Origin of the sequence: Sinomonas notoginsengisoli (assembly GCF_021554725.1) — a bacterium.
Lineage (GTDB): Bacteria > Actinomycetota > Actinomycetes > Actinomycetales > Micrococcaceae > Sinomonas > Sinomonas notoginsengisoli.
In genome coordinates, this window is record NZ_JAIZDP010000001.1 from 169,412 (window position 1) to 182,624 (window position 13,213).

Consider the following 13,213-nt stretch of genomic DNA (forward strand, 5'->3'; position numbering starts at 1 on the left):
CCCGCGCGGAGCGTCTAGTGCCCCACGCCGGCGGGGTTGTCGCGAAGCAGGTTGGTGATGCGCGCTGTCGAGAGCCGGCGTCCGTCCTCGTCGGTGATGACGATCTCGTGGGTGGTGAGCGTCCGTCCCAGATGGACCGCGGTGCACGTGCCGCGCACGAGCCCCCGCACGGCAGGCCGGTGGTGGGTCGCATTGAGGTCGACGCCGACTGCATGCCGCCCCTCACCGGCCTGGAGCGACGCCGCGAATGAGCCGAGCGTCTCGGCGAGCACCGCGTGTGCGCCCCCGTGGAGGATGCCTGCCACCTGGGTGTTGCCGGCGACCGGCATCGTTGCTATCGCGAGCTGGGCCGTAAGCTCCTCGAAGACGATGCTCATCTTGGCCACGAGCGCCCCCACGCCCCGGCTCGCGAGCCAGGGGCGGAGGTGCTCGGGGATTCCTGCTGCCTCAAGCTCGGCCTCGATCGCGTGGGCGTGGAAACCTGCTGCCGATCCGTCGTTCGCCTGCCCCTCGATGGGGCTGAGGCCGGAGCCGGAGCGGGGATGAGGCTCGGTGAAATTGTCGTGCATGGCCACTAGGCTGGCACCCGTGACTGAAACCAGCAAAACGCTCGCCGCGCCCGCCCCTGTCCGATCAGGGGGGACAGTGCCCGAGGGAGCCGAGCCGGAGGGGGCCGCGTCCGGCGGAGCACCTGACGGGCAGCGGCCAAGGCTGCTGGTGCTGGATGGCCACTCGATGGCCTTCCGAGCCTTCTTCGCGCTGCCGGCGGAGAGCTTCGTCAACGCGGCCGGGCAGCACACCAATGCGGTCCACGGTTTCACCTCGATGCTCATCAATTTGGTACGCGACCAGCAGCCGACGCACGTGGCCGTCGCCTTCGACGTGAGCGACGAGACCACGCAGCGCAAGGCCGTCTACAGCGAGTACAAGGGCGGCCGGAATGCCACTCCGCCCGAGTTCGCGGGCCAGATCGACTACATCAAGAAGGTCATGACCGCTCTGGGCATCCGCACCATGGAGGCGCCGGGCCACGAGGCCGACGACATTTTGGCCACGCTCGCCGCCCAGGGCACGGCGGCAGGATTCGAGGTTCTTCTCGTCTCCGGTGACAGGGACACGTTCCAGCTCGTCAACGACAGCGTGTCCGTGCTGTACCCGCGCAAGGGCGTGAGCGACATTCCGCGCATGGACGCGGAGGCAATCGAGGAGAAGTACCTCGTTTCGCCCGCGCGATACCCGGACCTCGCGGCGCTGGTCGGCGAGAGCGCGGACAACCTCCCAGGCGTCCCCGGTGTCGGGCCGAAGACGGCAGCGAAGTGGATTGCGCAGTACGACGGGCTCGAGGGAGTCCTCGCCCATGCCGGTGAGATCAAGGGGAGGGCGGGGGAGAACCTCCGCGACAACCTTGAGGCCGTTGAGCGGAACCGGCGGCTCAACCGACTCCTGACGGACCTCGAACTGCCCCTGGGCCTGGATGACCTCGCGGACCCCCGGCCGGAGCGTGCGGCGGTCGAGGCCCTGTTCGACGAACTGGAGTTCAAGGCGCTGCGCACTCGCGTCTACGAAATCTTCGGAACGGAGGGACCCGAGGGGGCGAAGGACTCCTTCCGTGTCCCGCCGCACACCGTCGTGACGGACGACGGCGCGCTGGCCGCCTCCCTTGCCGGTCTCACCGGAGGCGCCGGGTCAGCGCCGATCGCGGTCGCCGTCCGGACCGACGGTGCCGGGCCCCGTCCGGCGACGGATGCGATAGCCCTCGCGACGTCCGACGCTGCCGTTGTGGTGCCTCTCGAGGGAAGCGTTCCGGCCCCGCTGGTGGCATGGCTCGCGGACGGCTCGGTGTCCAAAGCCACTGCCGAGCTCAAGGAGGCGGCCAAGGCCCTGCGCGGTGTCGGCGCCGAGATCGCCGGAATTGTCGACGATGTCTCGGTCTCGGGCTACTTGGCAGAGCCGGACCGCCGTTCCTATGCCTTGGCGGGTCTCGCCCAGCACCATTTGGGCATCGAACTGGCCGCAGGCGGCGCGACCACGGGACAGCTCGCGTTCGACCTCGGGGGAGCGGAGGCTGCCTCTGCGGCGCTCGCCCGGCAGGCCGCCGTCGTGCACGCCCTGCACGAGGACCTCGCCCCGAAGCTCGAGGAGGTCGGGGCGAGTGGTCTGCTGCAGGACATGGAGCTGCCGCTCTCCCGGGTCCTCCTGGACATGGAGTGGGCTGGCATCGCGGTGGATGTGGCGCAGATCGAGGCCCTCATGAACGAGCTCGGCGCGGCGAGCGAGCAGGCTGCTGCCGCCGCCTACACGGCGATCGGGCATGAGGTGAACCTCGGCTCGCCCAAACAGCTCCAGACGGTCCTGTTCGAGGAGCTCGAGCTGCCCAAGACGAAGAAGATCAAGACCGGCTATACGACCGACGCCGCGTCCCTCAAGGAACTCCTGGACAAGACGGGCCACCCCTTCCTGGCCTCGCTCATGGCGCACCGTGAATCGAGCAAGCTGCGCCAGATGGTCGAGACGCTCAAGAAGTCCGTCACGAAGGACGGCCGGATCCACACGACATACGCCCAGACGATCGCAGCAACCGGCCGGCTCTCCTCCAACAACCCCAATCTCCAGAACATCCCGATCCGCTCCGAGGAGGGGCGTCGGGTGCGCGACGTCTTCGTGGTGGGCGAGGGATACGAGTCCCTTCTCTCCGCTGACTACTCGCAGATCGAGATGCGCATCATGGCCCACCTCTCCGGCGACGAGGGGCTTATCGAGGCCTACCGGGAAGGCGAGGACCTGCACCGGTTCGTCGGCTCGCGGATCTTCCACGTCGAGCCCGCCGAGGTCACGTCCGAGATGCGGTCGAAGGTCAAGGCGATGTCCTACGGCCTGGCGTACGGACTGTCCTCATTCGGCCTGTCGAAGCAGCTCGAGATCTCCGTCGACGAGGCGCGGACCCTGATGAAGGACTACTTCGACCGGTTCGGCGCAGTGCGGGACTATCTCCGGGGCGTGGTCGAGCAGGCCCGGCAAGACGGCTACACACAGACCATCTTCGGCCGGCGCCGTTACCTCCCGGATCTCACGAGCCCGAACCGGGCACACCGCGAGCTCGCGGAGAGAATTGCCCTGAACTCGCCAATCCAGGGCTCGGCGGCGGACATCATCAAACGCGCCATGATCGGCGTCGACGGCCAGCTGCACGGGCGCGGTCTGGGATCGCGGCTCCTTCTCCAGATCCATGACGAGCTTGTGGTCGAGGTAGCGCCAGGTGAGGAGGCGACCGTGCGGGAGATTGTCGAGGCGGAGATGGGTTCCGCGGCCCAGCTGAGTGTTCCGCTCGACGTCCAGATCGGCGTCGGCCGCACATGGAATGAGGCGGGACACTGATGGATGAGCTGACGCCGGCGCGTTATGAGGTCCGCCGGTTCCGCGCCGCGCCTGCCTCGAGCCCGGACTTCGGGCACACCGAGGAGTGGATCCGCGCCGTCAACTACGGCTTCTATGAGGTCTCGGTCGGCGGCGAGCACCTTTCCAAGATCGCGGACGCCTACATCGTGGACGACCGCGAGCTGACCGGCGTCTACGAGGCCAGCGACACGGATGCCCCAGGATTCGGCAGCGCTCGGCCCGTCGCGACCTTCGCGACCCTGCGGAAGTCCCTGAACATCGGCTACGGGCGCCTCGTTCCCGCGCACCTCGTCACCGCGGTCACGGTGCGCACCGACCATCGTCGCCGGGGCCTGCTCCGGCGGCTCATGGCCGAAGACCTCGCCCGCGCAAAGTCCAGCGGCGTGCCCATTGCCGCGCTCACTGCCTCGGAGGCATCGATCTACCGGCGCTTCGGATACGGCACGGCCACCTTCGAGCGGCGTGTCGCGGTCGAGACCGGCCCTCGGTTCAGGCTCGCCGTCCCGCCGAGCGGCAGGGTCGTGGCGGTGGACCCCGCTGCCATGCTCGAGCTCGCGCCGAAGATCTTCGCCCGTGCGCATGCGGCGGTCCCCGGTTCGATCGAGCGGCAGGAGCGCTACCGGCTGCGCGCTGGCGGCCAGTGGGCCGATGACACGGCCGGACCGGACAACGCTGCCCGAGTAGCAGTGCACCTCGATGAGTCGGGGGAGCCGGACGGCTACGCGGCCTACTCGTTCCGCGGCTGGAAGCACGAGCCGCCGACCATGGAGCTGCGGGATCTCGTCGCCGCCACACCAGAGGCATACCTCGGGCTGTGGGAGTTTCTCGGGTCCCTCGACCTCATCGAGAGGATTGTGTGGGATGAGGCTCCTGCCCAGGATCCGCTCGTGTGGGCCCTCGAGGACCAGCGCGCGGTGAAGGCCGAGGGCGCGCAGGACATGCTGTGGCTGCGCATTCTGGATGTTGAGGCGGCGCTCGGCGCCCGGGCCTTCGCGCACGACGGCGAGCTGGTCTTGCGCGTTGACGATCCTTTGGGCTTCACCACGGGCAGGTACCGGCTTGCAGCGTCAGCCGGGGCGGCCCGGATAGAGCGCCTGTCCGACGATGACTCGGTGGCCGACGACCTCACGATGAACATCGCGGAGCTCTCCTCCGTGTACGTCGGCGGCGTGAGCCCGGTGACTCTCGCAGAGGCCGGCAGGATCCGGGCCGGCGAGGGGGCCGCCGGCGCGGCGCTCACGCTCGAGCGGATGCTCGCGGTCGAACGGCCCGCACACTGCTTTACGCACTTCTGAGCAGCCCTCCCGGGGAGCTCCGGACGAGGGCCCACTGGGCCGGACGTTCGTCCCCTGTTTCCCGGACGTTTCCCGACCGCTGTAGGCTCATCTGTGGGCGTGCCGAACTCCCGCCGCAGCCTCCGGCACGTGATGACCAGAACCGCCCGTCCCGGCCAGAACCCGTCCACGCTGTCCCTCCCAGCACCATGTCGAACCGGAGCCCCCTTGCCCACGCGCCGCACTGTCCTCACAGCACTGTCGCTCCTCGCGGTGACCGCATGTGCAGATTCGCGACAGGACACCCCGCCGGCAGAACAAGCGGCCGGTACTGCTGGGGCGGACCTCGCGGTGGCGGCCCCGCCCGCCCCGATGCCAGCCTCGCCGCAGCCGGTGCCTCCGGCCCCCGAGCCCCGGCTGCCCCGCCCCCCGCTGGAGACGATCCAGGCGCGGTTCGGCGGGAGGGCCCCGCACCAGTGGGGGCTCGAGGTGCCGGGCGTCGTGACCCGTTCAAGCTCGGACGCCGTCGCCCTGACGTTCGACGCGTGCGGTGGCCCCGGAGGGAGCGGCGTGGACGCGCGGCTTCTGGCCACCCTGCGCAAGCACGGCGTCCCGGCGACCCTGTTCCTCAATGCCCGGTGGATCGCGGCCAACCCCGGAACGAGCGCCGAACTCGCCGCGGATCCGCTGTTCGAGCTTGCCGACCACGGGACGGCTCACCGTCCCCTCTCGGTCTCCGGCCGCAGTGCGTACGGAATCCCCGGCACGGCCTCGCTCGCGGCGGTCTACGACGAACTGGTGTCCAATCGAGCCCATCTCGAGAATCTCGTGCGCGAGCCTGCCCCGTGGTACCGACCCGGAACCGCATACTTTGACGAGGTCGCCGCGGAGGTGACCCGCGCCGTCGGACTCGTTCCCGTCAACTTCTCTGTCAACGGCGACGGCGGTGCCACGTTCTCTGCCGCCCAGGTCGCCACCGCCCTGGCGGCCGCGGGTCCCGGCGACATCGTGATCAGCCACATGAACCGGCCCGGCTCAGGAACGGCCCTCGGCTACGAAGGCGTCCTGCCCCGCATGCTTGCCCACGGAGTGAAGTTCACCACGCTCTCCAAGGCAGGTCTCTCGGCTGCCTGAGCGCTCGAGGCTCGTGAGCGCGCTTTTGACCGGCGTTAGGCCCGCCAACTAGACTGGACGGGCGCGTACCGCGCGCGTGCGGCGGGTGCCGTGCCGGAGGATTCCGGCCGGGCGCGGCGCAGCAAGAACTGTCAACACTTCAGTCAGACTACCTCTCCGGCTCATGCCGTGCAGGTCTGACTGACCGACCAACTATCCACATCGGAGCCCCTACTACATGACCATCACCTCCACGACGTCCTCTACGCCGCAGGTCGCCATCAACGACATCGGCACGCCCGAGGAATTCCTCGCCGCCGTCGACGCCACCATCAAGTACTTCAACGACGGCGATCTCGTTGAGGGCACCGTTGTCAAGGTTGACCGCGACGAGGTCCTGCTCGACATCGGCTACAAGACGGAGGGTGTCATTCCCTCCCGCGAGCTCTCCATCAAGCACGACGTCGATCCGAGCGACGTCGTCGCCGTCGGCGACCAGGTCGAGGCACTCGTTCTCACCAAGGAGGACAAGGAAGGCCGCCTGATCCTCTCCAAGAAGCGTGCGCAGTACGAGCGCGCCTGGGGCGACATCGAGAAGATCAAGGAGGAGGACGGCGTCGTCACGGGAACCGTCATCGAGGTGGTCAAGGGTGGCCTCATCCTCGACATCGGCCTCCGCGGCTTCCTCCCGGCGTCGCTCGTCGAGATGCGCCGCGTCCGCGATCTCGCGCCGTACATCGGCCAGAAGATCGAGGCCAAGATCATCGAGCTCGACAAGAACCGCAACAACGTGGTCCTGTCCCGCCGCGCTTGGCTCGAGCAGACCCAGTCCGAGGTCCGCTCCTCCTTCCTCAACAAGCTCGAGAAGGGCCAGGTCCGGACCGGCGTCGTCTCCTCGATCGTCAACTTCGGTGCGTTCGTGGACCTCGGCGGCGTCGACGGCCTCGTGCACGTCTCGGAGCTGTCCTGGAAGCACATCGACCACCCCTCCGAGGTTGTCGAGGTCGGCCAGGAGGTCACTGTCGAGGTCCTCGAGGTCGATCTCGACCGCGAGCGCGTCTCCCTCTCGCTCAAGGCGACGCAGGAGGATCCGTGGCAGACCTTCGCCCGCACGCATGCGCTGGGCCAGGTCGTTCCGGGCAAGGTCACCAAGCTCGTCCCGTTCGGTGCGTTCGTCCGCGTCGAGGACGGCATCGAGGGCCTCGTGCACATCTCCGAGCTGGCGGTCCGCCATGTGGACCTCGCCGAGCAGGTTGTGTCCGTGGGCGACGAGCTCTTCGTCAAGGTCATCGATATCGACCTTGAGCGTCGCCGTATCTCCCTGTCGCTCAAGCAGGCCAACGAGGGCGTGGACCCGGACTCGACCGAGTTCGACCCGGCGCTCTACGGCATGGCTGCCGAGTACGACGAGGAGGGGAACTACAAGTATCCCGAGGGGTTCGATCCGGAGTCCAACGAGTGGCTCGAGGGCTACGAGACGCAGCGCGCCGCGTGGGAGCAGCAGTACGCCGACGCCCAGACCCGCTGGGAGGCGCACAAGAAGCAGGTCGCGCAGCACCTCGCCGACGACGCCGCCGCGGTGTCCGGGCACGGCCACGAGTCGGCCCCGACCACCTACTCCTCCGAGGCGCCGGCGCCCGACCACGGCACGCTCGCCTCGGACGAGGCACTCGCCGCTCTGCGCGAGAAGCTGACCGGCAACTGATCCACGCCACGGCCCGTCCGGGCCAACACTGATCTAGCACTGCCGCAAGGGGCGGGTCCTGCATCGCAGGACCCGCCCCTTGCCTGTCCCCGCATGGTGTCTGAGTCCTTCGCCCCTCCACGCCGCAAGCGCGACCTCATAGGCTGGCCTGAGGGGGATCACAGCCACCTCGGCCCCTCTCACCGAGCCCTTGGAGGAAGGTCATGGAAGCAGTTGTGGTCTACGCGTCGCAGTACGGCAACACTCGCCTCATCGCGGAGGCGATCGGGCGCGGCCTCGGACCTGAGGCCCGGGTTGTGGAGGCGGCCGGCTTCTCGCCGGCGCAGCTCGCCCCCGGATCCCTGCTCGTGGTGGGGAGCCCGATCGTGGGATGGAAGCCCCTTGAGGGGCTCGGCGTCTGGCTCGATGCGCTGGGCCCCGGGTCGCTCGCAGGAGTGCGGACGGCGGCGTTCGACACCCGGGTCAAGCTGTTCATCCACGGTGACGCGGCGAAGAAGATCGAGCGTGCACTGGAGACCGCTGGCGCCGAGCGGGCTGCCGAGCCCACGTGGTACTACGTCAAGGGCTCGGAAGGGCCTCTGCTGGACGGGGAAGTCGAGCGGGCAGAAGTCTGGGGCGCTGCGCTGGCTGCGGGCTGAGGCGCCGCGTGATTGACCGTCGCGGCGAACTGCCCGGTGTGCCAATCCGCTCGCCCCGGGGCGCGGGCCGCTACCGGAGGTCGATCCACGAGGTCCCAAGAGGCAGGGCCACGCAGGTCCCGCCCGTGAGTCCGGCGAGCCGCCCAGCAAAGTCGGATGCCCGCGCCGCGGAGTCCTCGATGGCCACCCTGAGGGCTGCACAGCTCATGCCGTAATCCGCGCCGAGGACCACCACGCCGGCGCCGCGCAGGTCATTCTCGAGGCGCGGTGCGACAGCGTGGGGCACCTCGATCCCCAGGACGCGCAGGCGCTGGCGGCGCACCAGCGTCGCAGTGCCCAGGGCTGCCGCGACGGATTCTGAGTATGCGCGGACGAGGCCCCCCGAGCCCAAGAGAATCCCGCCGAAGTACCTCACGACCACGGCGACGATGTCGCTCAGGTCCGCAGGGCCGTCGTGCGTTTCGCACTTGACGAGCGCCTCGAGCATCGGGAGGCCCGCGGTCCCCGAGGGCTCTCCGTCGTCGCTGCTGCGCTGGGTGGTGCGGTCGGGCCCGAGCACGAAGGCGCTGCAGTGGTGGCGCGCGTCGTGGAACTCCCGGCGGAGCGCCGCCACAAGGGCGCGGGCCTCGTCCTCACTGGCGGCCCTCCGCAGGACGGTGATGAACCGGGACCGCTTGACCTCGAGCTCGTGGCGGTGCTCCCCGTCGATGGTCGTATAGGCCGTGGCGCGGCTGATCTCGCTCACCGTCACCAGTCTAGGCGGCTGCTGGACTAGGCTGGGGCCGTGCTGAGAGTAGGGCTGACGGGCGGGATCGCCTCTGGCAAGTCGGCGGTGTCCCGACGTCTGGCTGAGCGCGGCGCGGTGATTGTTGACGCGGACCTGCTCGCCCGTGAGGCCGTCCAGCCCGGGTCCGATGGGCTCGCCGAGGTCGTCGAGGAATTCGGGCATGGCGTTTTGACGCCCGACGGCGCCCTCGACCGGGCGGCCCTCGGCGCCATCGTCTTCGCAGACCCGGCGCGACGCGGGGCGCTCAACAGCATCATCCATCCGCGGGTGCGGGCGCGCGCCGCCCAGATCGTCTCCGACGCCGTGGCCGCGGATCCGCACGCCGTGATCGTCCAGGACATCCCCTTGCTCGTGGAGACTGGGCAGGCGGGAAACTTCGACGTCGTCGTGGTGGTCGACGCCCCGGACGATGTCCGAGTGGCCCGGCTGCTCGCCCGCAACGGAATGGCCCCGGCAGAGGCGCGGTCCCGCATGGCGGCCCAGGCCACTCGCGAGCAGCGCCTTGCCGCAGCACACCACGTCATCGCGAATACCGGGACTCTGGACGACCTCCGGGAGGCTGTGGACAGGCTGTGGGAAGATGTCCTGGTCCCCGCTGCGGAGAACACCACCGCAGACCCCTCCGCTTAGCCCCCAGCGAATGCGGACGTGCCCTGTCCGCACCCCGGCGTAGATTTGGTCCATGAGCCTTGCCCAGGAGATCAATCGCGTCGTCGCGCCGTTCGAGGTGGTCAGCGAGTACCAGCCGGCCGGGGACCAGCCGACCGCGATCGCCGAGATCGCGGAACGCATCCAGAACGGCGAGAAGGATGTCGTACTCCTCGGTGCGACCGGCACCGGCAAGAGCGCCACGACGGCCTGGGTCATCGAGAAGCTCCAGCGGCCCACGCTCGTCATGGTCCAGAACAAGACCCTCGCGGCCCAGCTCGCCAACGAATTCCGTGAGCTCCTGCCCAACAACGCGGTCGAGTACTTCGTCTCCTACTACGACTACTACCAGCCCGAGGCCTACGTTCCCCAGACGGATACCTTCATCGAGAAGGACTCCTCGATCAACGAAGAGGTCGAGCGGCTGCGGCACTCCGCGACCAACTCGCTCCTCACCCGGCGGGACGTCGTGGTGGTGGCGACGGTGTCCTGCATCTACGGCCTCGGCACTCCAGAGGAGTACGTGGCGGGCATGGTGACCCTGCGCCGCGGCATGGAGATGGACCGAGATGCCCTCCTGCGGAAGTTCGTGTCCATGCAGTACGTGCGCAACGACGTCGACTTCCACCGCGGCACGTTCCGCGTCCGGGGCGACACGGTCGAGATCATCCCGATGTACGAGGAACAGGCCCTGAGGATCGAGTTCTTCGGGGACGAGGTCGAGTCGATCCACACGCTCCACCCCCTGACCGGGGAGGTCATCCGGGAGGAGACCGAGATGTACGTCTTCCCCGCGAGCCACTACGTTGCAGGCCCTGAGCGGATGGCACGCGCCATCAGAGGCATCGAGGATGAGCTCGCCGAGCGCCTCAAGCTCCTTGAATCGCAGAACAAGCTCGTCGAGGCGCAGCGGCTGCGCATGCGCACCACCTACGATCTCGAGATGATGCAGCAGATGGGCTTCTGCAACGGGATCGAGAACTACTCCCGGCACATCGACGGCCGGGACGCAGGGACTGCGCCGCACTGCCTCCTCGACTACTTCCCCGAGGACTTCCTCCTCGTCATCGACGAGTCCCACGTGACCGTCCCGCAGATCGGGTCCATGTACGAGGGCGACATGTCCCGCAAGCGCACGCTCGTGGAGCACGGCTTCCGGCTGCCCTCGGCAACGGACAACCGGCCCCTCAAGTGGGACGAGTTCCTCGAGCGCATCGGCCAGACCATCTATCTCTCCGCAACGCCTGGCAAGTACGAGCTCGGAAAGTCCGACGGCGTGGTGCAGCAGATCATCCGGCCCACCGGACTCGTCGATCCCGAGGTGGTCGTCAAGCCGACGAAGGGCCAGATCGACGATCTTCTGGGCGAAATCCGGGACCGGGTCGAGCGGGACGAACGTGTGCTGGTCACGACACTCACCAAGCGCATGGCGGAGGACCTCACGGAGTACCTCTTGGGGCATGGTGTCAAGGTGCAATACCTGCACTCCGACGTCGACACGCTCCGGAGGGTAGAGCTACTGAGGGAGCTGCGGCTGGGCACCTTCGACGTGCTTGTGGGCATCAACCTCCTGCGGGAAGGACTCGACCTACCCGAGGTCTCGCTCGTGAGCATCCTCGACGCGGACAAGGAAGGGTTCCTGCGCTCCGCGACCTCCCTGATCCAGACGATCGGCCGCGCTGCCCGCAACGTCTCAGGCCAAGTCCACATGTACGCGGACAGGATCACCGACTCGATGGCGCAGGCCATCGACGAGACGAATCGGCGCCGAGAGATCCAGACGGCCTTCAACACGGAGCGGGGCATCGATCCCCAGCCCCTGCGCAAGCGCATCGCAGACATCACCGACCAGCTGGCACGTGAGGACCAGGACACCCGTGCGCTCATCGAGAGCAGCCGGGCAGGCAAAGGCGGCAAGCGCACCAAGGGCACCTCGGGCGCCGCGGCCCGTGAGCGTGCGGAGACAGAGCTCCGGCGTGACGGGGTGGCTGCCGCGCCGGCAGAGGACCTTCTGGGGCTCATCGAGCAGCTGACCGAGCAGATGCACGGGGCCGCCGCAGAGCTCCAGTTCGAGCTTGCCGCGCGCCTGAGGGATGAGGTCGCCGACCTCAAGAAGGAGCTGCGACAGATGCAGGCCGCCGGACATGCCTGACCCGGACGACTCCGCCAGGTTTCCTGCTCCGGCCGTGGATGGTGCTGCCCCCGGGGACCCTGCAGGCCCGGCCGGCCTGCTGGCGTCATCCGCGCCCGCTGGGTCCGCCCTGAACGTGCCGAGGGCATTGGCTCACGACGACCCCACTCGCCGTGGGATTCAGAAGCGCACGGTGGGCGTCTTGGCCGGTGCGCAGCTCCTGAGCGGGCTCGGGAACGGCGCGACGCTTGCGATCGGCTCGCTCCTGGCCGTGCAGTACGGCGGGTCCGATGCTTGGGCTGGCTCCGTCACGACCATCCTGACGCTCACCGCGGCCGCGGCCGCGCTTCCCCTGAGCGGCCTGGCTGCCGCCAAGGGCAGACGGACCGCGCTCGTCACGGGGCTCGGCATTGCGATGCTCGGGTCCGTGACCATCGTACTGTCCACCAGCGCCTCGTCGCTGGGGCTGCTGCTGCTGGGCGGGTCACTCCTCGGCGTCGGCACGGCGGTCAATCTGCAGTCTCGCTTCGCGGCTGTGGACCTTGCAGAAGCGGCGCACCGAGGCCGCGACCTCTCGCTCGTCGTCTGGTCCATCACGGTGGGCGCCGTGGCTGGCCCCAATCTGATCAAGCCTGGTGCGGCCCTCGGGACGGCGCTGAACCTGCCCGAGACTGCCGGGCCGTTCGTCATCTCCGTGACGGGGATGGCGCTCGGAGCCGCCATCCTGTGGTTCGGGCTCCGGCCCGACCCACTCCTCGAGGCGCGGAACCGGGCGCCCGGTGCGGAGGTATCGCCCGCGAGTCCGGCCTCGGGCAGATCTGGGCGGCAGCCTTGGAGTGCGGCGTTCAAGGGCGGATTCCACGCCATCTGGACATCTTCCGAAGCGGCCCTCGCCGTCGGCGGAGTCATCGCAGCGCACGCGGTCATGGTCTCGGTCATGGCGATGACCCCGCTGCACCTCCAGCAGGTGACAGTCGGCCCGATGGGCGGCATGGGCTCCGCGAACCACGTGAGCACTGACTCGTTCGCGCTCATCGGCTTCACGATCTCCCTGCACATCGCGGGAATGTATGCGCTCTCGCCCGTCCTGGGCTCACTCGCAGACCGGTTTGGCCGGCGCCGCATGCTGGCTGCGGGGCACGGTGTGCTCATCCTCGCCGTTGCCCTCGCCGCGATCGGGGCGCCGAGTCCCGTGGCGGTCGCTGCAGCCCTTGTGCTGCTTGGACTCGGATGGTCCGCTGCGACGATCGCTGGCTCTGCTCTGCTGGCCGAGAGCATCGAGGAGGCGCGTCGGGTTCAGGCGCAGGGTGTGAGCGACACGGGCATGGGTTTGGCCGGGGCTGCGGGAGGGGCGCTCGCCGGCGTGGCGATGGCGCTCATTGGGTTTCAGGGCCTCGCGCTGACTGCCGGATTGCTCAGTGTCGTGGTGCTCATTGCCGCCGTGGCACCCGGCCTGGCGGGGCGCAGCACCGCGAATCGGGCGTGAGGGCCGCCGCCTCTGGGGTCCAATCGCGCCGCTGA

Annotated in this window: 10 protein-coding genes; 8 read left to right on the plus strand and 2 right to left on the minus strand. The window is 68.8% G+C overall.

Annotation, left to right across the window (positions count from 1 at the left end):
- Positions 1 to 14 precede the first annotated feature (14 nt).
- Positions 15 to 569, minus strand: a complete 555-nt coding sequence (locus LF262_RS00760; RefSeq protein WP_235778386.1) for a hotdog fold thioesterase — start codon at positions 567 to 569, stop codon at positions 15 to 17.
- Between LF262_RS00760 and polA the strand changes: the two genes are divergently transcribed.
- The 5 genes from polA (at position 568) to LF262_RS00785 (ending at position 8,126) form a co-directional block, all read left to right on the plus strand.
- Positions 568 to 3,375, plus strand: a complete 2,808-nt coding sequence (gene polA, locus LF262_RS00765; protein ID WP_443729154.1) for a DNA polymerase I — start codon at positions 568 to 570, stop codon at positions 3,373 to 3,375. The two genes, LF262_RS00760 and polA, sit on opposite strands and share 2 nt — an antisense overlap.
- Complete coding sequence (locus tag LF262_RS00770; protein ID WP_235778387.1) at positions 3,375 to 4,691, plus strand: GNAT family N-acetyltransferase; 1,317 nt, start codon at positions 3,375 to 3,377, stop codon at positions 4,689 to 4,691. Before polA ends, LF262_RS00770 begins: the two co-directional genes overlap by 1 nt.
- 351 nt (positions 4,692 to 5,042) lie before the next feature.
- Positions 5,043 to 5,804, plus strand: coding sequence for a polysaccharide deacetylase family protein (locus tag LF262_RS00775; RefSeq protein WP_235778388.1), 762 nt, complete (start codon positions 5,043 to 5,045; stop codon positions 5,802 to 5,804).
- A gap of 217 nt (positions 5,805 to 6,021) precedes the next feature.
- Positions 6,022 to 7,488 (plus strand): 30S ribosomal protein S1, encoded by a 1,467-nt coding sequence (gene rpsA, locus LF262_RS00780; protein ID WP_235778389.1) that lies wholly within the window; start codon positions 6,022 to 6,024, stop codon positions 7,486 to 7,488.
- A 203-nt stretch (positions 7,489 to 7,691) separates the two neighbouring features.
- Positions 7,692 to 8,126 (plus strand): flavodoxin family protein, encoded by a 435-nt coding sequence (locus LF262_RS00785; protein ID WP_235778390.1) that lies wholly within the window; start codon positions 7,692 to 7,694, stop codon positions 8,124 to 8,126.
- Positions 8,127 to 8,196: 70 nt separating this feature from the next.
- Here LF262_RS00785 and LF262_RS00790 read toward each other — a convergent pair whose 3' ends face one another.
- Positions 8,197 to 8,877: an IMPACT family protein gene (locus LF262_RS00790; protein WP_235778391.1), complete on the minus strand. Its 681-nt coding sequence runs from the start codon at positions 8,875 to 8,877 to the stop codon at positions 8,197 to 8,199.
- Positions 8,878 to 8,910: 33 nt separating this feature from the next.
- On the opposite strand from LF262_RS00790, the gene coaE reads away from it, so the two are divergent.
- The 3 genes from coaE to LF262_RS00805 all read left to right on the plus strand — a co-directional run bounded on the left by coaE (position 8,911) and on the right by LF262_RS00805 (position 13,178).
- Complete coding sequence (gene coaE, locus LF262_RS00795; protein ID WP_235778392.1) at positions 8,911 to 9,543, plus strand: dephospho-CoA kinase; 633 nt, start codon at positions 8,911 to 8,913, stop codon at positions 9,541 to 9,543.
- A 52-nt stretch (positions 9,544 to 9,595) separates the two neighbouring features.
- Complete coding sequence (gene uvrB, locus LF262_RS00800) at positions 9,596 to 11,713, plus strand: excinuclease ABC subunit UvrB (RefSeq protein WP_235778393.1); 2,118 nt, start codon at positions 9,596 to 9,598, stop codon at positions 11,711 to 11,713.
- Between the two features lie 172 nt (positions 11,714 to 11,885).
- Positions 11,886 to 13,178: an MFS transporter gene (locus LF262_RS00805; RefSeq protein ID WP_235778394.1), complete on the plus strand. Its 1,293-nt coding sequence runs from the start codon at positions 11,886 to 11,888 to the stop codon at positions 13,176 to 13,178.
- Positions 13,179 to 13,213 lie beyond the last annotated feature (35 nt).

Coding starts and splice junctions, on each gene's coding strand:
- LF262_RS00775 (WP_235778388.1), top strand. CDS start 5,043: ATGCCAGCCTCGCCGCAGCCGGTGCCTCCGGCCCCCGAGCCCCGGCTG.
- uvrB (WP_235778393.1), top strand. CDS start 9,596: ATGAGCCTTGCCCAGGAGATCAATCGCGTCGTCGCGCCGTTCGAGGTG.
- LF262_RS00770 (WP_235778387.1), top strand. CDS start 3,375: ATGGATGAGCTGACGCCGGCGCGTTATGAGGTCCGCCGGTTCCGCGCC.
- LF262_RS00785 (WP_235778390.1), top strand. CDS start 7,692: ATGGAAGCAGTTGTGGTCTACGCGTCGCAGTACGGCAACACTCGCCTC.
- polA (WP_443729154.1), top strand. CDS start 568: ATGGCCACTAGGCTGGCACCCGTGACTGAAACCAGCAAAACGCTCGCC.
- rpsA (WP_235778389.1), top strand. CDS start 6,022: ATGACCATCACCTCCACGACGTCCTCTACGCCGCAGGTCGCCATCAAC.
- LF262_RS00760 (WP_235778386.1), bottom strand. CDS start 569: ATGCACGACAATTTCACCGAGCCTCATCCCCGCTCCGGCTCCGGCCTC.